Origin of the sequence: Citrobacter sp. wls706, assembly GCF_005281305.1 — a bacterium.
Taxonomy (GTDB): Bacteria; Pseudomonadota; Gammaproteobacteria; order Enterobacterales; family Enterobacteriaceae; genus Citrobacter; species Citrobacter werkmanii.
Genome location: NZ_SZXG01000031.1, coordinates 255,384 through 276,241, shown reverse-complemented (window position 1 = coordinate 276,241; position 20,858 = coordinate 255,384). Strand labels below are relative to the sequence as shown.

20 protein-coding genes are annotated in these 20,858 nt (G+C 51.7%); 6 read left to right on the top strand and 14 right to left on the bottom strand.

Going from position 1 to position 20,858, the window contains the following annotated elements; translation table 11 throughout:
- Positions 1-45 precede the first annotated feature (45 nt).
- Positions 46-2,304: a catalase HPII gene (gene katE, locus FDW92_RS11955; protein ID WP_042308832.1), complete on the top strand. Its 2,259-nt coding sequence runs from the start codon at positions 46-48 to the stop codon at positions 2,302-2,304.
- A 37-nt stretch (positions 2,305-2,341) separates the two neighbouring features.
- On the opposite strand, the gene chbG is transcribed toward katE, so the two are convergent.
- From chbG to osmE, 7 genes are all read right to left on the bottom strand, one after another.
- A complete protein-coding gene (chbG, locus tag FDW92_RS11950) occupies positions 2,342-3,100 on the bottom strand; it encodes a chitin disaccharide deacetylase (protein ID WP_042308835.1) in 759 nt (252 codons plus the stop codon).
- A 12-nt stretch (positions 3,101-3,112) separates the two neighbouring features.
- Complete coding sequence (locus FDW92_RS11945) at positions 3,113-4,468, bottom strand: 6-phospho-beta-glucosidase (protein ID WP_042308837.1); 1,356 nt, start codon at positions 4,466-4,468, stop codon at positions 3,113-3,115.
- Between the two features lie 124 nt (positions 4,469-4,592).
- Positions 4,593-5,432 (bottom strand): transcriptional regulator ChbR, encoded by an 840-nt coding sequence (gene chbR / locus FDW92_RS11940; protein WP_003030617.1) that lies wholly within the window; start codon positions 5,430-5,432, stop codon positions 4,593-4,595.
- A 13-nt stretch (positions 5,433-5,445) separates the two neighbouring features.
- On the bottom strand, positions 5,446-5,793 hold the full coding sequence (gene chbA, locus FDW92_RS11935) for a PTS N,N'-diacetylchitobiose transporter subunit IIA (protein WP_038640158.1): 348 nt from the start codon (positions 5,791-5,793) through the stop codon (positions 5,446-5,448).
- A gap of 54 nt (positions 5,794-5,847) precedes the next feature.
- On the bottom strand, positions 5,848-7,206 hold the full coding sequence (gene chbC, locus FDW92_RS11930; RefSeq protein ID WP_006684840.1) for a PTS N,N'-diacetylchitobiose transporter subunit IIC: 1,359 nt from the start codon (positions 7,204-7,206) through the stop codon (positions 5,848-5,850).
- A gap of 87 nt (positions 7,207-7,293) precedes the next feature.
- Positions 7,294-7,614: a PTS N,N'-diacetylchitobiose transporter subunit IIB gene (gene chbB / locus FDW92_RS11925; RefSeq protein ID WP_003030620.1), complete on the bottom strand. Its 321-nt coding sequence runs from the start codon at positions 7,612-7,614 to the stop codon at positions 7,294-7,296.
- A gap of 301 nt (positions 7,615-7,915) precedes the next feature.
- A complete protein-coding gene (osmE, locus tag FDW92_RS11915; protein WP_006684842.1) occupies positions 7,916-8,254 on the bottom strand; it encodes an osmotically-inducible lipoprotein OsmE in 339 nt (112 codons plus the stop codon).
- A gap of 209 nt (positions 8,255-8,463) precedes the next feature.
- On the opposite strand from osmE, the gene nadE reads away from it, so the two are divergent.
- Both nadE and cho read left to right on the top strand, forming a co-directional pair.
- On the top strand, positions 8,464-9,294 hold the full coding sequence (gene nadE / locus FDW92_RS11910) for an ammonia-dependent NAD(+) synthetase (protein ID WP_042308840.1): 831 nt from the start codon (positions 8,464-8,466) through the stop codon (positions 9,292-9,294).
- A gap of 126 nt (positions 9,295-9,420) precedes the next feature.
- Positions 9,421-10,308, top strand: a complete 888-nt coding sequence (gene cho / locus FDW92_RS11905; protein ID WP_042308842.1) for an excinuclease Cho — start codon at positions 9,421-9,423, stop codon at positions 10,306-10,308.
- Here the strand turns inward: cho and ves are convergent.
- The 7 genes from ves to FDW92_RS11870 form a co-directional block, all read right to left on the bottom strand.
- Positions 10,268-10,843, bottom strand: a complete 576-nt coding sequence (gene ves / locus FDW92_RS11900; protein WP_042308845.1) for an environmental stress-induced protein Ves — start codon at positions 10,841-10,843, stop codon at positions 10,268-10,270. The two genes, cho and ves, sit on opposite strands and share 41 nt — an antisense overlap.
- Before the next feature lie 298 nt (positions 10,844-11,141).
- Entirely contained in the window at positions 11,142-11,627 is a 486-nt protein-coding gene (gene spy, locus FDW92_RS11895; RefSeq protein WP_137400628.1) for an ATP-independent periplasmic protein-refolding chaperone Spy, read from the bottom strand.
- A 348-nt stretch (positions 11,628-11,975) separates the two neighbouring features.
- Positions 11,976-12,941 carry a succinylglutamate desuccinylase gene (astE, locus tag FDW92_RS11890; RefSeq protein WP_042308848.1) on the bottom strand — a complete coding sequence of 322 codons (966 nt, stop codon included), beginning with the start codon at positions 12,939-12,941 and terminating at the stop codon, positions 11,976-11,978.
- Positions 12,934-14,277, bottom strand: a complete 1,344-nt coding sequence (gene astB / locus FDW92_RS11885) for an N-succinylarginine dihydrolase (protein WP_042308851.1) — start codon at positions 14,275-14,277, stop codon at positions 12,934-12,936. The genes astE and astB overlap by 8 nt, the downstream gene beginning before the upstream one ends.
- Positions 14,274-15,752, bottom strand: coding sequence for a succinylglutamate-semialdehyde dehydrogenase (astD, locus tag FDW92_RS11880; protein ID WP_042308853.1), 1,479 nt, complete (start codon positions 15,750-15,752; stop codon positions 14,274-14,276). The genes astB and astD overlap by 4 nt, the downstream gene beginning before the upstream one ends.
- Positions 15,749-16,783, bottom strand: coding sequence for an arginine N-succinyltransferase (gene astA, locus FDW92_RS11875; RefSeq protein ID WP_042308855.1), 1,035 nt, complete (start codon positions 16,781-16,783; stop codon positions 15,749-15,751). Before astA ends, astD begins: the two co-directional genes overlap by 4 nt.
- Positions 16,780-18,000 (bottom strand): aspartate aminotransferase family protein, encoded by a 1,221-nt coding sequence (locus FDW92_RS11870; RefSeq protein ID WP_079224492.1) that lies wholly within the window; start codon positions 17,998-18,000, stop codon positions 16,780-16,782. Before FDW92_RS11870 ends, astA begins: the two co-directional genes overlap by 4 nt.
- A gap of 444 nt (positions 18,001-18,444) precedes the next feature.
- On the opposite strand from FDW92_RS11870, the gene xthA reads away from it, so the two are divergent.
- The 3 genes from xthA to FDW92_RS11845 all read left to right on the top strand — a co-directional run bounded on the left by xthA (position 18,445) and on the right by FDW92_RS11845 (position 20,838).
- The gene (gene xthA, locus FDW92_RS11855; protein ID WP_038640136.1) at positions 18,445-19,251 is read left to right on the top strand and encodes an exodeoxyribonuclease III; all 807 of its coding nucleotides are present in this window, start codon (positions 18,445-18,447) and stop codon (positions 19,249-19,251) included.
- Between the two features lie 223 nt (positions 19,252-19,474).
- On the top strand, positions 19,475-20,131 hold the full coding sequence (locus tag FDW92_RS11850) for a TVP38/TMEM64 family protein (protein WP_169742016.1): 657 nt from the start codon (positions 19,475-19,477) through the stop codon (positions 20,129-20,131).
- Positions 20,128-20,838 carry a TVP38/TMEM64 family protein gene (locus FDW92_RS11845; protein ID WP_042308861.1) on the top strand — a complete coding sequence of 237 codons (711 nt, stop codon included), beginning with the start codon at positions 20,128-20,130 and terminating at the stop codon, positions 20,836-20,838. The genes FDW92_RS11850 and FDW92_RS11845 overlap by 4 nt, the downstream gene beginning before the upstream one ends.
- Positions 20,839-20,858 lie beyond the last annotated feature (20 nt).

The following is a 20,858-nucleotide window of genomic DNA, read 5'->3' as shown; positions in this document are numbered from 1 at the left end:
CAGCAACAACGACCCTTTCAGCGATGAATACAGGAGACGAGTTTAATGTCACAGAAAGATAAGCATCCGCTCCATCACACTGCGCCAGTTCATGACGCCAGCGAGTCCAAACCTGGTCTTGATTCTCTGGCGCCAGCAGACGGTTCACATCGTCCAACGCCTGAACCGACGCCTCCGGGCATGCAACCTACTACGTCCGGCAGCTTAAAAGCACCTGACATCAGAAGTGACAAACTCAACGCGCTGGACAGTTTTCGCAAAGGAAGCGAAGATTTTGCCCTGACCACCAATCAGGGCGTACGCATTGCGGACGATCAAAACTCGCTGCGCGCCGGAAATCGCGGGCCAACATTACTGGAAGATTTTATCCTGCGAGAAAAAATCACCCATTTCGATCACGAACGTATACCAGAACGTATCGTTCACGCCCGAGGGTCAGCCGCGCACGGTTACTTTCAGTCTTATACCGATTTAAGCGCAACGACAAAAGCCGATTTCTTATCCGAAGAAAACAAGATAACACCCGTTTTTGTCCGTTTCTCAACTGTCCAGGGCGGCGCGGGCTCAGCGGATACGGTCAGAGATATTCGGGGATTTGCGACAAAATTTTATACCGAAGAGGGCATCTTTGATCTGGTAGGAAATAACACGCCGATCTTTTTTATTCAGGATGCACATAAATTCCCGGATTTCGTCCATGCCGTAAAACCGGAGCCACATTGGGCTATCCCGCAGGGCCAAAGCGCTCATGATACCTTCTGGGATTATGTCTCATTGCAACCTGAAACCCTGCACAACGTGATGTGGGCGATGTCTGACCGGGGGATCCCTCGCAGTTATCGCACGATGGAAGGTTTCGGTATCCATACTTTTCGGCTGATTAATGCGCAGGGGAAAGCCACTTTCGTCCGCTTCCACTGGAAACCGCTGGCTGGCAAAGCTTCTCTGGTATGGGATGAAGCACAGAAACTGACGGGACGCGATCCTGATTTCCATCGCCGCGATCTGTGGGAGGCAATTGAAGCTGGTGATTACCCGGAATACGAACTTGGCCTGCAGTTAATCCCGGAGGAAGATGAGTTTAAATTCGATTTTGACCTGCTCGATCCGACCAAACTCATCCCGGAAGAGCTGGTTCCGGTTCAGCGCGTCGGTAAAATGGTACTAAACCGCAACCCGGACAATTTCTTCGCGGAAAACGAACAGGCGGCATTTCATCCCGGTCACATCGTTCCGGGCATCGATTTTACCAATGATCCTCTGTTACAGGGCAGACTGTTCTCGTATACGGACACACAGATCAGTCGCCTGGGTGGGCCCAACTTCCATGAAATCCCAATCAATCGTCCTACCTGCCCGTATCATAACTTCCAACGCGACGGTATGCATCGCATGGATATTGATACCAATCCCGCCAACTATGAACCTAATTCCATCAATGACAACTGGCCACGAGAAACGCCGCCGGGGCCAAAACGTGGTGGATTTGAGTCGTATCAGGAGCGCATTGACGGGAATAAAATTCGTGAGCGTAGCCCCTCTTTCGGCGAATACTATGCCCACCCTCGCCTGTTCTGGTTAAGCCAGACGCCAATAGAGCAACAGCATATTATTGGCGGATTCAGTTTCGAACTCAGTAAGGTGACCCGGCCTTATATTCGCGAAAGAGTGGTCGATCATCTGGCGCATATTGATACTACGCTGGCGCAGTCCGTGGCCAGCAACCTCGGTTTTGAGCTGACCGAAGAGCAAACCCAGATCTCCCCTCCGCCGGATGTCAACGGATTAACCAATGCGCCTTCGCTTAGTCTATATGCGGGATCAAAAGGTGATATCAAAGGCCGCGTGGTCGCCATTCTGCTCAATGATCAGATAAAGGCGGACGATCTGCTCACCATTATGCAGGCCCTGCAGGCGAAAGGCGTTCATGCCAGGTTGCTCTATTCCAGAATGGGTAATGTGGTTGCCGACGATGGCTCCGTCCTGACGATCGCGGGCACCTTTGCCGGCTCGCCGTCGCTGACGGTTGATGCGGTTATCGTTCCGGGTGGGAATATCGCGGATATCGCCATGAATGGAGATGCTAAATATTACTTACTCGAAGCGTATAAACACCTTAAACCTATCGCCCTGGCTGGAGATGCTCGACAGCTTAAAGCTGCATTGAATATCACAAATCAGAGTGAGGAAGGCGTGGTAGAAGCGGACAGTGCAGACGCACAGTTTATGGATACCTTGCTGACACTGATGACGGCGCATCGTGTCTGGTCGCGAGCCGGAAAAATCGACGCGATCCCTGCCTAAAAAAATGCGGCGCATAATTGCGCCGCAAACTCAGGAATTACACGTTCAGAAAACTGCCAAGACGATAACCGCGCTCCGCAATAGCATATTTCAGTGACGAAGACGTCAGTACGTCAAGCTCAGTTAAGCGGGGGTAACAGTAGGCACTTTGACGAATAGTGTCATCAATAAAGGCTGGATGACACATAACTTCCAGTGAGGACTCTCCCCGGTCTGCTGAGGCGTCCAGCGTTTGTAAAAACAGCGCCTCAGAAATCGCTTCACCATAAAACTCGCTGCTGAATCCCTGGGAAGTACGCAACCGGTCGGGTAAATCAGACGCCTGGAACACCGCCTGACGATCGATACGCAACGCAATCCCTCGTTCGGCTGCAAAGCTTGCGACAATGGGGAAAATCTGCGGGAACATATGCACATGGTGATGACTATCCAGATGCGTCGGTTCCCGCCCAAACAGGTCTATAAAACGCTGATACTGTGCGGCCAGCTCTTGCGAAATTTCATCCAGCGGCAAAGCATCTTCCTCTGCCATCTGCCAGATCCATTTCCCCAGCAATCCGTCACGTGTAAGGCCCGGCATAGGCGTCAACGGTCTGCCCAGCGTCAGAACAAAGTGCATCCCGACGGCAAGTGCAGGTATGTCACGACTCAGCTGTACCGCATGGTCAATCGCCGCGCCATTCACCAACGCCGTCGTCGAGGTGACCACGCCATTGCGGCAGGCTTCAACAATGCCGTAGTTTTGTCCTTTACTCAGGCCAAAATCATCCGCATTCACAATCAGTACGCGTTCCATAGCCGACCTCAGTTAGTGTTGTTCGCTTTTCAGTTTCTCAATGCACCCGGCGAAATTTGGCAGCCATTGTTCATGCGCCAGAATCAATTCACGCGCCAGGACTTCAGCATCGCGGTCAGAATGCACCAGCGGGCTCAGGTTCAGTGCCAGCAGCACGTCATTCATCTCGCCGCTCAGTGCCGCGTTGCTCGCTGCCACTTCAAAACCTTTAATGGTATAGATAAGACCAAGGACTTTCTCATCAAAATGAGTAATACGTGGGTGTGGCGTGGCGCCGTTGCGTCCCAACGTGCAGGTCATTTCTACCGCCCAGTCCGCAGGAATGTTATCGACATGCCCATGGTGCGGAATGTTGACATAGTGTTCGGTCTGCTTATCGTTGTAGATAGCGTTGATCACTTCACAGGCTGCGTCAGAGTAATAAGCGCCACCGCGCTGCTCCAGCTCCTTCGGCTTAACGTTCAGCTCAGGATTTTTATAGAGATCAAAGAGTTGTTTCTCAACTTTCTGTACCACCTGAGCGCGTGCCCCGCCTTTATAGTATTCACCCATTTCAATCGCCAGCATCTCTTTTGGCTTGAAGTAGTAGAGCAAATAAGAGCACGGCAGCAGTTTCAGCGAACGAATCAGTCCTTCACTAAACGGCAGGTCAAAGATGTTCTTCACGGTAGACGCTTTCAATTCGCCCGATGCGACGCCATCCAGCAGCTCATCAAAACGTGACACGCCGTTCACCAGTACATCTTTGATAAAGACCATATGGTTCAGACCGAACAGATCGATAGATAAATCATCGCTCTCTTTCAGCGCCAGCACATCGCTAATGAACATTTTCATGCCGACGGGAATATTACACACGCCGATGAATTTCTTGAAATTCGTATGACGATAGACCGCTTCAGTCACCATCCCGGCCGGGTTAGTAAAGTTAATCACCCACGCATTAGGGCACAGTTCTTCCACATCTTTCACAATGTCAAAAATAACCGGAATGGTACGCAAACCTTTGAACAGACCGCCCGCACCGTTCGTTTCCTGTCCCAGATAACCGTGGCTCAGCGGGATACGCTCATCCTTCTCACGGGCTTTAAGTTGCCCTACTCGCAGCTGAGTGGTAACGAAATCCGCATCTTTCAGCGCTTCGCGGCGATCCAGCGTTTTATGCAACTTCATCGGGACGCCCGCTTTGTCGATCATCCGCTGGCAAAGGTCAAAAATAATATCCAGCTTCTCTTTACCACCCTCTACATCAACCAGCCACAATTCAGAAACCGGTAATTCGTGATAGCGCTTAATAAAGCCTTCAAGTAATTCAGGGGTGTAGCTGCTCCCGCCACCGATAGTGACGACTTTTAATTTCTGGCTCATACGTTCTCCCTTCAGTGTCAAAACACTGACATGTATTATGCTCAACCCGTTTGTCAGGTATAGCGTGACTGTCCCGACGCTATTTAGGGCAAGCTATAAAAAATGAGTTTTTGGAAAATAATATCTACTGATTAAATTCAGTTAATTTCTTACGATAGCTATTTGGCGTAAACGACGTCAGTTTTTTAAACGTTTTAATAAACAAACTTGGACTACTGTAACCAGACTCATAAGCAATATCCGTTACAGAATAGTTAGTCATTTCCAGCTGTTTTTTAGCAAAATTAATGCGAATTTCATTAATGATCTGCATCGGCGTTTTGCTGTAATAACGCTGGGTTGCGCGGGTCAGATACTCCTGGGATTTCGCGGACAGATGTACCATATTTTCCAGCGCATTCTCGCTAAACTGCCGTTTGTCGTGCATGGTCTCGACGGTGGTTTTGAGCCACTGAGGAATATCATCCAGCACCTGCTCTTCGCGATGATGGCGCAGTCGATTAATAATATAGAAGGTGACCACTTCTACAAATTCATCGAGTCCGCTCTCACGAAAGTTCAGTGATGCAATAACCGTTTCAATGTAGGTAAGAAACGAGTTATTCGCCCGATAGACCTGCGATGCAACGAAACAAAATGGCAGCAGCGGGTGGTAGTGCTGTTCAAAAAAACGTTTACTGATACCGACGTTGAGGATCCTTGTCGCACCGAAATCATAGAAACTCTGGTGATGCGATCCCAACGGGATAAAAACAAAGTCCCCGCGCTCAAGCAATACGCGTTTACCGTTGATTTCCTGATAATAGCGTCCGGTTAAAACCAGCGTAAATTCATAGTAGTCATGCTGATGCAGCCCACTGATGCTCTCAGTTTTGTTATAGATGAACACATGGAAATTTTTGCCATTAAACAGTTGCTGTTCATAGACGGTTTTGATTTCCGGTGCGTTAATCTGTAGCTGCATTGTGCACTCCTCGCTATTTCAGCTTCTCGTGAAGTTCAATCAGTTCAGTGACCAGCTCGCGCGCCAGCATCGACGTCATCAGGTGATCCTGTGCGTGGACCAGCACCAGGCTGACTTTCATTTTACCTTCGCCCTGATCGCCTTCAATCAATTTCGTTTGCACGAGGTGAGCTTCGTTCAACGCCAGGCGAGACTGATCCATCATGGTCTTCGCTGCTTCAAAATCACCCTGCTTGGCCATTTTGAGCGCGCCGTATGCCAGGCTACGCGCCTGACCCGAATTGATGATGAGCCCCATCACCACTTCTTCAAGTTCTTCTGCTTCTGACTGCGTGTCGACGATATTCTCGATATCCAACATACTTTTTTCCTCTGGTTCAGTCCGGCATGACGGTGAAGCCATGCCGGATTAAATTTAGAATTTCAATGCGTTAGCGATATCTTCTTCGCTTTCTTCTTGATCAATAACGTTCTGAGCTTTGTTGGCTACCACCACGAACGGCAGGTAAACCAGCGTTGCGATACCGAGGTTGAACAGCGCGACCAGCAGAGCGGCGACGCTACCGTTGGTGTTAAAGAACGCGCCCAAACCGGTTGGCATGGTCCACGGTGCGATGTTGGTAATCGGTGGAATAATGCCTGAGTAGTAAGCTGCCAGCGTAATCGCCGCCAGAATCGGCTGCACCAGAATGAACGGAATAAACATAACCGGGTTCATGATGATCGGCAGACCGAACAGGATTGGTTCGTTAATCTGGAACAGACCTGACGGCAGTGCCAGCTTAGCAACCTGACGATAGTCTGGACGACGCGAGGCCAGGAAGATAGCGATAATCAGACCCAACGTTGCCCCGCTACCCCCAAGGAAAATATAGGAGTCGAGCATCGGTTTCGCCCAGACGTGGAACGTCTTACCGGCTTCCAGCGCGGCGTCTACGGAACCAAACTGTTGGTAGATAGAGATGTTTTCCAGCGCCCATGGCGTCATGATTCCGCTGTCCAACGCAGTCAGCGCCAAAGAACCGTGAATACCAAAGAACCACAGCAGCGGAACAAAAATCACATAGGCCCAACCCACTACGCTACCCAGCGATGCCAGCGGCGTTGAAATGGAATCCATAATGATCTGATGGAAGTTGGTACCCCAGGTGTTCAACGCCCAGGCGATGATCCCCATAATCGAGAGAATAAGGAAGCCAGGAATCAGCGCAGAGAAGGAACGCGATACGGACGTTGGTACGCTATCAGGTAATTTAATCACCCAATTACGATGGACCACAAAAGTGAACATTTCCGCGACCACCAGGCCGATAATAATACCGGAAATAATATTGGCACCACCCAACCAGTTAGCACCAACAGCATAGGCTTCACCCACGCTATATGGCGTTACGGTCATAAACGCGGCGACAGATAACAACCCGGCAGCCAGTGAGTCGACCTTTCGTTCTTCCGCCAGCGCCATACCGATAAAGAACGGCGCCATCAAGGACATGATACCCAACGTACCGTTATAGACGTTTCCACCGATGCCCTTCAAACTATTCAGCGTTTCAATAGTTGAAGCATCAAGTCGAATGCCCATCGAATAAAAAAACGACCCCTCCCCAAAGCTCAGGAAAACGTTATTAATTAATACAAACATTGCCCCTGCGAGGGTTAACGGCATCAAACGAATAAAACCGTTTTTGATTGCATTAACGTGTGGCTGCTTTCCAATTTTTACAGCAAAAGGAAGGAGTACCTTTTCAAGTGAAGCAATAGCGTTACTCATAGAAAAATACCCTTAAATACCGCAATTAATAATTGCGGTGAATGTTAATGAAATAACTCTTTGACGGGAAAAATTAAAATAAAATAATTAATTTGCTGCGGCTTTTTTAATTGCTGCAACAGCAGCCTTAAGCACGCCTAAACCATCGACTTTGCCATACAGCAGCGAGTCAATCACTTCCACAGGCTTGTTGGGTAACAAACGCTGAATTTCGGGCAACATATAAGCAATTTGTGGACCTAATAACACAACATCGGCCGCTGGGCCTTTTTCTCCAGCCAGCGTTTCAGGAAACGCTTCAATAATAACCGGCACTTCGTATTTTTCGGCCTGAGCACGCATCTTCGAAACCAACAATGAAGTCGACATGCCCGCAGAACAAAACAGATAAATGTGTTTCTTTTCCATTAAAACGATCCTCATGTGCGATTATCTGTCAACCAGACACTCCGCAAGCCATAACCTGCATCCATGCTCTGGGTAACTTGCGTCAGCTAAATTACTTTTTTAGGTGGCTGAAACGAGTATACGGGATTGTACCGGTGGATGGTATTTCCTTGACCAACTAAATTGTCTCTCCTTGACCTGTCGTTATGACCCCCCTCACATTTCGGGCAAATAATTCGCGGCAATAAATAAGATCGTGCGGCACAAAAAAACCGGCGCGATGGCCGGTTGTTCAGAGTGCTCAGGCAATAAACAGTTGTTACTACTTCGCTGCCTGTGGGTCTGTGTCGTACTCTGCGCAGGTCTGGTAGCCAGAGTTAATCACATGGCCGGTATCGTCTAAAGCAACAAAATAGGTTTCAGCTTTACCATCTCGTTGACCCAGGATGTAGGTCTGACAGGTCCCGCGCGCATGGATCATGCTTACTTCTGAAGAAGGCTTACCGGCAATCTGCGCGACTTGCGCCCGGCTCATCCCTTTCTTCACATCCTTCACTACGGGCTGAACAAATTGGTCTTTGGTACGATCATAGGCCGTACACCCCGCCAGCATAGTCAAAACAGCCGCTGCACCCAGAATTCCTGTTAGATTCTTGTTCATTTTTTCGTCCTCTTGTTTTTCAGCGTGTTATGTAAGCCTGGAGCACAACAACACATTTTTCAAGCAATCAGATGATACTTAGGCCGTTTCGGAAAATTCTATTAAAACAAAATGATGTTATATCAGGCTTGCATCCCTTGTCGTTTGGGCCTCAACGCGTTAGCTTTAACATATCATTTTTTATCATTTTATTTTTCACAGGGGGTTGCATGACTCTGCAGCAAGAGATAATCAAAGCGCTTGGCGCAAAACCGCACATTAATGCAGAAGAGGAAATTCGTCGCAGCGTAGATTTCCTCAAATCATACCTGCAAACTTACCCCTTTCTGAAATCACTGGTGTTAGGAATTAGCGGCGGACAAGACTCAACACTCGCCGGGAAGCTCTGCCAAATGGCCATTTCCGAGCTCCGCCAGGAAACAGGGAATGACGCGCTACAGTTTATTGCGGTGCGTTTACCATATGGCGTTCAGGCTGACGAACAGGATTGCCAGGACGCCATTGCCTTTATACAACCGGACCGCGTACTCACCGTCAATATTAAAGGTGCGGTGCTGGCCAGCGAGCAGGCGCTGCGCGAGGCGGGTATTGAGCTGAGTGATTTTGTGCGTGGCAATGAAAAAGCACGTGAACGTATGAAGGCGCAATACAGCATCGCCGGTATGACCAGCGGCGTTGTCGTGGGTACCGATCATGCAGCAGAAGCCATCACCGGATTCTTCACCAAATATGGCGATGGCGGTACTGACATCAACCCAATATTCCGCCTGAACAAACGCCAGGGTAAACAACTGCTTGCCGCGCTGGGTTGCCCGGAACATTTATATAAGAAAGCACCGACCGCCGATCTTGAAGACGATCGCCCTTCTCTGCCGGATGAAGCCGCATTGGGCGTGAGCTATGACAACATCGACGATTATCTGGAAGGAAAAACCCTGGCTGCCGACGTCGCGAAAATAATTGAAGGTTGGTACGTGAAGACTGAGCACAAACGTCGCCCACCCATCACCGTGTTTGATGATTTCTGGAAAAAAGCGTAATTTTTTCTGCCTCAGGCCGGATAGCGCCCCTCTTGCTGCTCTCCGGCCTAAGGGGCATGGCCATGCCGCTTTTTAAATCGCCTCTCAGCTGTTATACTGGATGGATAACCAGCAGCGGAGTGAAAAGTGGTACGCCGTCAATCAGCCCCTCGCCTGACATTAGAGGCAGCAGCAATTTATGAATATCCTGAGCACCTGCGCCCATTTTTGAGTGCGCTTCCCGCTGTGCCCGGCGTCTATCTGTTTCATAGCGAAAGCGACACCATGCCGCTTTATATAGGCAAAAGTGTTAATATTCGCAGCCGCGTGTTGTCGCACCTGCGTACCACGGACGAAGCGGCAATGCTGCGCCAGTCCAAACGCATTAGCTGGATTTGTACGGCTGGAGAAATTGGCGCCCTACTGTTAGAGGCGCGGCTGATCAAAGAGCAACAGCCTCTGTTTAACAAACGTCTGCGGCGCAATCGTCAGCTTTGCGCCCTGCAGCTCACCGACCAGACTGTGCAGGTTGTTTACGCACGAGATATTGATTTCTCCCATGCCCCCAATCTGTTTGGTTTGTTTGCCAATCGTCGTGCCGCGCTACAAACATTGCAAAGCATCGCCGATGAACAGCAACTGTGCTACGGCCTGTTGGGGCTGGAGCCCCTGAGTCGCGGGCGCGCCTGCTTTCGCTCAGCGCTAAAGCGCTGCGCCGGAGCGTGCTGTGGGAAAGAGAGCCCGCAGGCGCATCATTCGCGCCTGCTTGAGGCGCTGGAAAGAGTACGCGTCATCTGCTGGCCGTGGAACAATGCCATTGCGCTGCAAGAAACCCGCGCTGAAATGACTCAGTACCATATCATCAATAACTGGTTTTGGCTGGGCGCCGTTGCAACGCTGGATGAGGCGACAACCCTGGCGAGAATGCCGGCTGGCTTTGACCATGATGGCTACAAAATTCTCTGCCGGCCTGTTTTGTCTGGCAAATACGACATTATTGAACTGAATCCGGAGAGTGTCCCGGCATCCAGTTAATCTCGCTGAACAGCAGTTTCCCCTCGCGCTCCAACAGGCGCAGGGTGTGTTTACCGTCGTGCCAGCTCGCGCCCTGATCGGCCGTCAGCAGCTTCTCACCCAATTGCCAGGCGCCACTGATAACAAACACAACGCCGCCACGAGAACCAAAGGTCGTAAAAGTGCGATCGGCAACTCTGACTTTCGCCTGGCAAACATCTCGTCGGGTCATGATATTAAAATCCATCGACATCTGCCCTTCCGTCAGCTTTGCTTTTACTACCTTGTCACCAGCAAAAGTAAAAGGTTGATGCTGCTTCAGGGTGTGAGTGAACATGTTCGCCTCTTCCAGGGTCACTTCACCTCCTTCCAGCAAGGTAATAACGCGTTCTACGCCCGGGAAAAGAGAAAACTCTCCGTTCGCTGCAAGGGAGGCGATACTCGCCCGCCAGTGAAAATCGCGTGTTGCTGGCGGAAAACAGCAAATCTCACGCGTTTCTCCCGCCCCATTGCGCCACAGACTGACCGGCATTTTGCGGATATCAAAATATTCCATCATCCCTCCAGAAAGGCGTAGCACGGCGACCTGCCGTAAACAACCAGCCATAAATCATCATTGTGATATTCACCCTGCAGAGTATCGTTATCGGCAACAGGGTTGGTTAGCCTTAGCGCTGAATACGGTATTTTGCAAAAAAGATTAACGCATCATCCTGGAGAGAAAGAAAAAACCGCCGATCCTGCCCACATCGTTAAACGTGTTGTGGACAAGAGCGGCGGTCTTGAGTTTGTTGCACACTGTGCGGCACTGAACGCCGACACAGCATGACTAATTTAGTGTAGACGCCTGGCGTTTACTCAGCAGCTTCCGGCATTTTACCTTTCTGCGCTGCGCGTTCTGTCAGACGCTTCTCAAAATTGGCATTAAACTGCTTTTTCTGTTCCGGCGTCAGAATGTTGTAAATCTTGTTCTGGGTTTCCATGTGCGCCAGCATGTTGGCTTTGCGCTGTTCTTCCATCTTCGCAATCTGCGCTTCGGCTTTCGCTTTATCGAAGCTATCGCTGGCGATGATGTCGTGCATTGCGCGGCGTTCTTCCAGCGGCGGACGTTTCATCTGATCGCGCTGACCTTTCATAATTTCGCGAATCTGCTGTTTCTGCGCGTCGGTCAGGTTCAGGTCTTTGAGCATCATGTCGTGATGCGGGGCGAACTTCCCGTTGTGATGCATCATTGGTTTGGCATCCGCTGGCGCAGCTGTTGTGGTGTCAGCAGCATGGGCCAGGTTTGCAGCGCCCAGCGCCAGGGTAGAGGCAACAAACAGAGCAGTCAGTTTACGCATAATTTCTATCCTTTCTTTCAGTTATTTTTACGACATTCATGCGACTCTTATGCAATGTGATGTCGTGTTGACGAGATTAACTTTACCGGCTTAAGCGTCAATTAATCAGAGCAACGGTAAAACAATGAAAGTGTAAAAAACAAACTTTCATCAATTATGGAGAAAAAAAGAATAAATTGCGCAGAGTTGAAATGAAAAATTACAACCAGATGATTTTGAAAGAATTATGAAGAACTATACCTGAACTGTGATTATTAAGGAAGCAACTTACCAGGAATAATCCGTAATAAAGCTAAAGCGCACGTAAAAATAAGCCCTCAGAAATAAACCTGAGGGCGGTTATATTTATCAAAACCTTTCGAGCATCAATCCGGCCCGTAAACCACAGGCCACGTTTGGGTTCGGAAAAAGAACGTATTCAACGTCATGGGTGACGATAAAACGTTCATCTCCGTCCTGCGCCAGTAACGTTCCCTCGGTAAAAGGGGTAAAGTTGAGCGTCTGGTTATCCATGTGGAGAATAAAATCGTCGCTCCGCCGTGTTATCTGAGAGACCACACGGTAGCGCAGCGGGGAGGTTTCTCCCGTAGACACTCGCTCGCCCCGCAGCAGCTTCGCCATCGCATCTGCAGTGCGTGCAAACTGGGTCAGATCGTTTTGCCCGAACGGCAGCGCTTTACCCAGCTCCAGCGTACAGGCCAGCGCGCCAAAATGTTCAGCGCTAAAATGGGTGAAGGTGCCGCCAGGGGTCTGGTGGAAAACCAATGCCTCCAGCCCCGCATCACCGAGCCAACCCAGAAAATTTTCGTCCCAGGCAACGTTGCGTTGTGGCAACACGCCAAAGCGCAGATGCTGTGAGCCGCGAATCGCGGTGTGAAGATCCAGATGCCAGCGCACAGGCTCTTTCGCGCGCGAGTAAAAATCTTCCAGACACAGCTCAAGCTCATGAGCTCTATGCGTTTCTTCACTCTCGGCAAAACTCTGCCACCGGCCACCAAACATACGGTTCAGGTCGCTATGACAATAACGTTTCCCCGCAGCCAGCGCCTGCGGATTACCGAGAATCACCAGCAGGCGCCATGTTAGCGCCAGCTCACCGTTAAACAGTCTGGTCAGCAATGAATCAAGTATTTCTACCGGCGCGGTTTCATTGCCGTGAATCCCCGCAGAAAGCACCAGCGACTGTTCAACCGGCGCAGTTGGTGTCAGTTCCAGCACCCCGTGACCAAGCCATTGCCAGACAAAACCGTGAATTGTGCCCTGCGTTTTCTCCGGTACGCTACCCGCGAGTGTCAGGGCCAGAAAATTATCCATGGCTCGTTGTCTCCTGCTGGAAGGGATAAACAGAGCCGAGATTGAGCAATTGCGTCAGTGAATCCAACGCTTCACGCCCTTCGCGCAACAACTGCGGATCCGCAAGGTCCGTTGCGACAAGGCGATCGCGATAGTAGCGGTCGACCCAGTTATTCAGCGTATTGAACAGCGTGTCGTTCATGATAACCGCCGGATTCACGGCCTGCAGCTCCTGTGGGGTAAGCACCACTCGCAGGCGTAAACAAGCCGGGCCGCCGCCGTTGGACATGCTTTCGCGCAAATCAAAGACCCGCAGGTCATCGATCGGATTGTCATCTGCAAGCAAGCGGCTCAGATATCGCCACACGCCAGCATGCTCCCGACATTCCTGCGGTAAAACCAGCATCATCGAACCGTCGTCACGACTCAGTAATTGGCTGTTAAACAGATAGGTCGTTACCGCATCCTGCACCGACACCTCTGCGGTCGGAACTTCCAGCGCAGTAAAACCAGCCACCTGACGTCGTAGTTGCTCTAACAACGCTTGCTGTCTGACAAACGCCTGCTGATGACAAAACAGCACCTGACGATTCGACACCGCAATCACATCGTTATGAAACACGCCAAGATCGATGACGTCCGGGTTTTGCTGAGCAAAAACAAGCTGATGTGGATTGACCTGATTGAGTCGGGCTACGGCTTCACTGGCTTCACGGGATTGCCTCGCCGGGTAGCGCCTCGGCTGTGACGCGTTCCCCTCTTCACGACCGTAAATAAACAGTTGTACGCCGGGATCGCCATAGTCCCCGCCGAGTCGGTTATGGTTTGCCGCCCCTTCATCACCAAACAAAGCAACCTGAGGCAACGCGCCGTGAATCGCAAAGGTACTTTCATCGCGGAAAATCGAGCGTAACAACGCTTCGGTCGTCGGCGCTTCCAGCGAACGGTGGAACTTATTATTCAGATTCGCCACCGTCAGATGCACTTTTCCGTCCAGTGAATCTGCCGAAGGACAGACCGTTGCCGCATTCGCCACCCACATAGGTGATGCGGAGCTGGCGCTGGAGAGCCAGTGCGGCGCCTGACGCGCCACCTTGTCCAGAATCTGCTCATCACTGCCGCAAAAGCCCAACTGACGCAGCGCCGGGATATAGGGACGTTCATGAGGCGGGATCACCGCCTGAGGGAATCCCGCATCCGCCAGCGCTTTCATTTTTAACAACCCCTGCTTCGCCGCCAGACGAGGGTTCGACACCTGAAAACGATGGCTGGTCGAAGCCTCATTACCAAATGACAGTCCCGCATAGTGATGGGTCAGCCCCACCAGACCATCGAAATTTACCTCACGCGCTTTCATCGTTTATCCTCGCGAGAGAAATCCAGACCGGGGCTGAGCGCCGACGGCAGAGTTAAGGCCGGCGATTCCAGGCTCGCCATCGGCCAGGCGCAATAATCGGCGGCATACCACGCGCTGGCGCGATGGTTGCCGGAAGCGCCCACGCCACCAAACGGCGCGGTGCTTGCCGCGCCGGTTAACGGTTTATTCCAGTTAACAATCCCGGCCCGCGCCTCCAGCAGAAGCTGATCAAACTGGCTGCGATCGGGTGAAACCAGCCCGCAAGACAACCCAAAGCGGGTGTTGTTCGCCATACGAATCGCGTCATCAAAGCTGTCGTAGCGCCAGACGCCGAGCAGAGGACCAAAAACCTCTTCATCGGGTACGTTTGCCACGTCGGTCAGTTCAATAATACCAGGGGTCAGCAGCGACGTTCCGGCTTTCACCATGCGTGGCGCCAGCAGCGTGTGCCCCCCCAACGACGTCAGACGTTGCCAGGCATCATAAACGTGCTGTGCAGCCTGTTCAGAAATCAGCCCACCTAAAAACGGCTGCGGTTCTGCATCCCAGTGACCCGGCATTAAACGTTGGCTGACTTCCACCAGACGCGCGAGGAACGCGTCCCCCTGCGCGCCGTTTTTAACCAACAGGCGACGGGCGCAGGTACAACGCTGCCCGGCGGTGACAAATGCGGATTGAATGGTCAGATGTACTGCCGCATCTATATCTTCCAGGTTCTCAATGATCAGCGGGTTGTTGCCGCCCATCTCCAGCGCAAGGATTTTTTCTGGCTGGCCGGATAACTGTCGATGCAGCTGATAACCGGTATTGGCACTGCCGGTAAACAGCAGACCATCCAGATCATCCAACGCGCTCAGCGCCTGCCCCGTTTCGCGTCCGCCCTGCACCAGGTTCAGCACGCCCGGCGGCAAGCCCGCCTGTTGCCACAGTTTTGTCACGGCTTCACCGGTCCACGGCGTCAGCTCGCTGGGCTTGAAAATCAACGTGTTGCCTGCCAGCAGAGCCGGAACAATATGGCCATTGGGCAAATGGCCTGGGAAGTTATACGGGCCAAATACCGCCAGCACGCCGTGCGGTCGATGGCGTAACGTCGCCGCGCCATCCGGTAGTTCACTGTGCTGCTCCCCGGTACGCGCATGGTAAGCTTGCACAGAGATAGCAATTTTATTGATCATCGCCGTCAGTTCCGTGGCGGCTTCCCAGCGCGGTTTGCCGGTTTCCCGGGCGATAATCTGCGTTAACTCGGCTTTATTGCTTTCCAGCAATGAGGCAAATTTTTCAACAATAGCCTGACGTGCGCTAAAGGGGTGTTTAGCCCAACCGGCAAAGGCTGCGCGCGCAGCCCGGCACGCCTGCGCCACCTGGGTTGCATCGGCGTCATTGCCCTGCCACAGCACATCACCGCTTACCGGATTCGTTTTCACCCGACGCTCGCCAAGCCCCGTCACCCAGTCGCCGTTTATCCATAATGTCATGCTGTTTTCTCCTCTGCACAAAGACGCACAAAACGTACATGGTCGCCCGCGTGACATTTCAGGGCGTCCAGTTGCGCCGCCGTCAGTACCAGACGTTGGGTATCCGGGTCAGCGCGAACCAACATGACGCGGAAGTTTTGATAGTTTTCATTGGCGACCAGACAGGCCGGGTAATCGCCGGTTGCAGGCTGACCTTCCGCCACCTCCACCAGTCTGCTTTTACGAATCGCCCTTACCCGGTCGATATCGCATTCCAGCGTCGGCCCGCCGTCGAAAATGTCGACATAATTGCGGTAGCGAAATCCTTCTTTCTCCAGCACCGCTCGCGCTGGTGCGGTTTGCGGATGTACCTGACCAATTACGCTTTGCGCTTCATCAGACAAGAAATGGGTATAAATAGGATGCTTGGGCATCAGTTCAGCAATAAAGGCTTTTTGTCCGGTGCCGCAGAGAAAATCCGCCCGGCTGAATTCCATGGAGAAAAAGCGTTTGCCGAGGCTTTCCCAGAAGGGGGAGTAACCGTGCTCATCGATTACGCCGCGCATCTCGGCCACGACCTTTTCATTAAACCGGTCACGAAATGCCGCCATAAACATAAAGCGCGACTTAGACAACAAATAGCCGTTGCCCTCTTTACGCCAGTCGGGATCGAGGAACAGAGAGCAAAGCTCGCTGCTACCCGTGTGATCGTTACTCAGAAACAGCGTCGGCAGCGCGTTATATACGTTCAGTTCTTTCGAGGCGTGCACCAGCGTGCCAACCCGGTAGTTGTACCAGGGATCGTTAAGCCCCACCGCCACTTCGATGGCACAAATCCCTGCCACGGTTCCGCTGGCGCTGTCTTCAAGGACAAAAACATAGCCTTGCTCACTTTTCGGCAACTCACCGCGCCAGGTTTGTAGCGAGCGCTCGATACGCTCCATCAGCGTGGCTTCATTGGCCGGTAACGAGGTCAGCCCACCGCCGGTCTTACCGGCCAGTTGCATCAGCGCGGTGATATCAGCGCGTTCAATAGGACGAATCACCATCATGATGAACCTCCTGCTTTAATGCGTTCGCAGGCCAGCGCAAAACGATCCAGTCCGCTAGCAACCTCTTCTTCGCTGACGTTTAACGCTGGCGCAAAGCGCACCACGTTAGCGCCGGCGATCAGCACCATCACTCCGGCATTGGCCGCCTCTTGCGAGATGAGTTTCGCTTTCCCGGCAAATTCCGCGTTCAGTACGCAGCCGATCAGCAGGCCGAGCCCACGAATTTCACTAAACAGTCCAAAACGTTCGTTAATGGCGTTAATACGCTCCACAAACCAGTCGTGGCGCTGCTTAACACCGTTGAGCATATCCGGGGTGTTAACAATCTCCAGCAGTTTGCCCGCCACCGCCGTGGCCAGCGGGTTTCCGCCGTATGTTGTACCGTGCGTACCAACCGTCATCACGCTGGCACAGTCTGCCGTCGCCAATAACGCGCCGATGGGGAAACCGCCGCCCAACGCTTTGGCTGTCGTCAGCAGATCTGGCGTAACGCCATAGTGCATATAGGCATACAGTTCGCCGGTACGGCCTACTCCGGTCTGGACTTCGTCAAAAATCAGCAGCGCATTGTGGCGATCGCATAATTCACGCAGCCCCTGTAAGAATTCATTTGTTGCCGGTACTACGCCACCTTCACCCTGCACCGGTTCAACGATGACCGCACAGGTGGTGTCATCAATCAGTTGGCGGGCTGAGTCGAGATCGTTGTAGACGGCATGGCGGATATCCGGCGGCAGCGGCGCGAAATCTTGTGAATAAGCAGGCTGTCCTCCGGCGCTGACGGTGAACAGCGTGCGGCCATGGAAAGCATTTTTAAACGCCACGATGCCGCTCTTCTGGCTGCCAAAACGATCGTGAGCAAATTTACGCGCCAGCTTTAATGCCGCTTCGTTTGCCTCCGCGCCGGAGTTACAGAAGAAAACACGCTCGGCGAAGGTGGCGTCAATCAGCTTTTTCGCCAGACGCAGCACCGGCTCGTTGGTGTAGCCATTTCCTGTGTGCCAGAATTTGCTCGCCTGGTCGTTTAATGCCTCGCGCAAAGCCGGATGGGCGTGCCCCAGCGCGTTAACCGCAATGCCTCCCGCGAAATCGATATACTCTTTACCCTGCTGATCCCACAGACGTGAACCTTCACCACGCACCGGAATAAAAGGAGCCGGAGCGTATACGGGCATCATCCATTCATCAAAATTTTCACGCGTAATTGACAGAGACATAGCGACCTCAACGGTAAATAAAAAGTTATTTATATGTTAATAAATATAGTGTTTGCGGTGTAAATGTAGATTGCAGGGTTCGTGCCAGCCAGCAAAAAAAGTGCATAAACAAAGGTCGGTGACGGAATATCAACAGGTTACAACGTGGCGATATTCACTTTATGCGCATAAAAAGTGAATATGTTCGCGCATCAGGCGACTAAATAGAGGAAAAACCGCAGTTTTATTCAGTTGCCAAATATAATTCTGGAATTGTGATCGTATACGAAATTTATCGGAAATTATTGCTCTGTTCTGACGCGCCTCGCGCCAAAACGGTGCAGTTTTTGCTCCATCGTTAACACCATTGGCAATCATTGTTGGAATCAGGTGACAAGAAGCAGTCAGCCAGCGGAAATTCTGCTACCATCCTTGCACTATTCATCTTGCAAAACGGCAGCGACTATGAAATTTGTCTCTTTTAATATCAACGGCCTGCGTGCCCGTCCTCATCAACTGGCAGCCATTGTCGAAAAACACCAACCGGATGTGATTGGCTTACAGGAGACAAAAGTCCACGACGACATGTTCCCTCTCGAAGAGGTAGCAAAGCTGGGTTACAACGTCTTTTATCATGGTCAGAAAGGTCATTACGGCGTGGCGCTGCTAACGAAAGAAACGCCAATCGCAGTGCGTCGTGGCTTCCCGGACGATGGCGAAGAAGCGCAGCGTCGTATCATCATGGCGGAAATCCCATCCCCTCTGGGCAGCATTACCGTGATCAACGGCTATTTCCCGCAGGGCGAAAGCCGTGACCACGAAACCAAATTTCCGGCCAAGGCCGCGTTTTACCAGAATCTACAAAACTATCTGGAGACTGAACTGAAACGCGACAATCCGGTATTGATCATGGGCGATATGAACATCAGCCCAACCGATCTCGATATCGGCATTGGCGAGGAAAACCGTAAACGCTGGCTGCGTACCGGTAAATGTTCCTTCCTGCCGGAAGAGCGTGAGTGGATGGAGCGTCTGCTGGGCTGGGGCCTGGTGGATACCTATCGTCATGCTTATCCTGAAAAAAATGACCAGTTCTCGTGGTTTGATTACCGCTCAAAAGGCTTTGATGATAACCGTGGCCTGCGTATCGATCTGCTGTTAGCGAGCAACCCACTGGCGGAGCGCTGCGAAGAAACCGGCATCGACTATGAGATCCGCAGCATGGAAAAACCGTCCGATCATGCGCCGGTATGGGCTAAATTCCGCGTCTGACCTCCTGCGATTTTTCACTCTCCGGGCCTCGCCTGGAGAGTCTGTTTATTCTGTGTAAAATCAATAAATCGACGGTAATACATTGTTGTGTCCGGGAATTTATTATATCTTCGCGCGCACTTTTCGCTGACGAAAACGCTGCGTTACACTCGGTTTTACAGGAGAACCCCCATGAAAAAGAAGTTCGCATAACGCAGAATACCGGCTGCTGATCGTCGCGGTCCTGTTCTGCATTCTGGCGGGAGTTTTCCATTATTTCGGCCTGACCGACCTGATAACCAATTTCCAGCATTTACAAGACGTCATCCGCCAAAGCGGCATGTTCGGCTATACGCTTTATATATTGCTGTTCATCATCGCGGCGCTGTGTCTGATCCCCGGCAGCATTCTGGTGATCGTCGGCGGTGTGCTGTTTGGCCCTGTCACAGGGACGCTTGTCTCGTTAGTGGCGGCAACCGTCGCCTCGGCGCTGTCGTTTTTGCTGGCTCGCTGGCTTGGTCGGGATCTACTGCTGAAATACGTTGGGCACACGGCGACTTTTCAAGCAATCGAGAAAGGCATTGCCCATAGCGGATTGGACTTTCTGATCCTCACCCGACTCGTCCCACTGTTCCCCTATAATATTCAAAATTACGCCTATGGACTGACGGCTATTCCGTTCTGGTCATTTACGGTGATATCTGCGGTAACCACCTTGCCCGGCATCTTTATCTATACGCTGATGTCGCACGAACTGGCCAGCGAAGGCATGACTCTGGCATTTGTCGGCAAACTCAGCGTTGCGGGCCTGGCGTTATTCATTCTTATTCAGGCGGCAAAAGCCTGGGCCAGATATAAACATATCGATCCGTCGTCCAGCCACGAGTGTGCAGGTAAATGACAAAGCTGAACAAAGCGCGATTAACCCGCTATTACCGGACAGGATTAATAGTTGTGCTGCTGCTCGCGCTGATGGCATGGATGTGGATACCTGGCGTCAGTGATTTTCTCCGGGACAGCCTGGCGGCGTTTACTACGCTGGATCAACACGCTCTCGAGAACTTCATTCGTTCGTATGGGACCCAGGCGGCGGTTGTATCGTTCTTCCTGATGATCTTACAGGCCATCGTCGCGCCGCTTCCCGCCTTTGTGATTACATTTGCCAATGCCTCGCTGTTTGGCGCGTTTTGGGGCGGCGTACTGTCCTGGAGCAGCGCGATGGTCGGCGCAGCGCTGTGCTTTTTTATTGCCCGCGTTTTGGGTCGCAGTGCGGTGGAAAAGCTGACCGGGAAAACAGTGCTGAACAACATGGACACTTTTTTCGAACGTTATGGCAAGCACACTATTCTCATCTGTCGCCTGTTGCCTTTTGTGCCCTTCGACCCGGTAAGCTATGCCGCAGGCCTGACCTCGATTCGTTTTCGCCACTTTCTCTTCGCCACCGGCTTCGGTCAGTTACCCGCCACGATTGTCTATTCGTGGGCCGGTAGCCTGTTAACCGGCGGTACATTTTGGTTTGTTACCGGCCTGTTCATCCTGTTTGCCCTGAGCGTGGTGATTGCAGGAGCAAGAAGCCTTTACCTTGAGCGTCAACGGAAGAAAACCTGAGACATACGCCATTTTTAGCA

What these genes read in the sequence shown, in the direction of transcription:
- chbA (WP_038640158.1), bottom strand. Translation starts at nt 5,793, where the DNA reads ATGTTGGATATCGAGAATATCGTCGACACGCAGTCAGAAGCAGAAGAA.
- chbC (WP_006684840.1), bottom strand. Translation starts at nt 7,206, where the DNA reads ATGAGTAACGCTATTGCTTCACTTGAAAAGGTACTCCTTCCTTTTGCT.
- chbG (WP_042308835.1), bottom strand. Translation starts at nt 3,100, where the DNA reads ATGGAACGCGTACTGATTGTGAATGCGGATGATTTTGGCCTGAGTAAA.
- katE (WP_042308832.1), top strand. Translation starts at nt 46, where the DNA reads ATGTCACAGAAAGATAAGCATCCGCTCCATCACACTGCGCCAGTTCAT.
- chbR (WP_003030617.1), bottom strand. Translation starts at nt 5,432, where the DNA reads ATGCAGCTACAGATTAACGCACCGGAAATCAAAACCGTCTATGAACAG.
- astD (WP_042308853.1), bottom strand. Translation starts at nt 15,752, where the DNA reads ATGACATTATGGATAAACGGCGACTGGGTGACGGGGCTTGGCGAGCGT.
- ves (WP_042308845.1), bottom strand. Translation starts at nt 10,843, where the DNA reads ATGGAATATTTTGATATCCGCAAAATGCCGGTCAGTCTGTGGCGCAAT.
- spy (WP_137400628.1), bottom strand. Translation starts at nt 11,627, where the DNA reads ATGCGTAAACTGACTGCTCTGTTTGTTGCCTCTACCCTGGCGCTGGGC.
- astE (WP_042308848.1), bottom strand. Translation starts at nt 12,941, where the DNA reads ATGGATAATTTTCTGGCCCTGACACTCGCGGGTAGCGTACCGGAGAAA.
- chbB (WP_003030620.1), bottom strand. Translation starts at nt 7,614, where the DNA reads ATGGAAAAGAAACACATTTATCTGTTTTGTTCTGCGGGCATGTCGACT.
- osmE (WP_006684842.1), bottom strand. Translation starts at nt 8,254, where the DNA reads ATGAACAAGAATCTAACAGGAATTCTGGGTGCAGCGGCTGTTTTGACT.
- nadE (WP_042308840.1), top strand. Translation starts at nt 8,464, where the DNA reads ATGACTCTGCAGCAAGAGATAATCAAAGCGCTTGGCGCAAAACCGCAC.
- FDW92_RS11845 (WP_042308861.1), top strand. Translation starts at nt 20,128, where the DNA reads ATGACAAAGCTGAACAAAGCGCGATTAACCCGCTATTACCGGACAGGA.
- astA (WP_042308855.1), bottom strand. Translation starts at nt 16,783, where the DNA reads ATGATGGTGATTCGTCCTATTGAACGCGCTGATATCACCGCGCTGATG.
- xthA (WP_038640136.1), top strand. Translation starts at nt 18,445, where the DNA reads ATGAAATTTGTCTCTTTTAATATCAACGGCCTGCGTGCCCGTCCTCAT.
- FDW92_RS11870 (WP_079224492.1), bottom strand. Translation starts at nt 18,000, where the DNA reads ATGTCTCTGTCAATTACGCGTGAAAATTTTGATGAATGGATGATGCCC.
- FDW92_RS11945 (WP_042308837.1), bottom strand. Translation starts at nt 4,468, where the DNA reads ATGAGCCAGAAATTAAAAGTCGTCACTATCGGTGGCGGGAGCAGCTAC.
- astB (WP_042308851.1), bottom strand. Translation starts at nt 14,277, where the DNA reads ATGAAAGCGCGTGAGGTAAATTTCGATGGTCTGGTGGGGCTGACCCAT.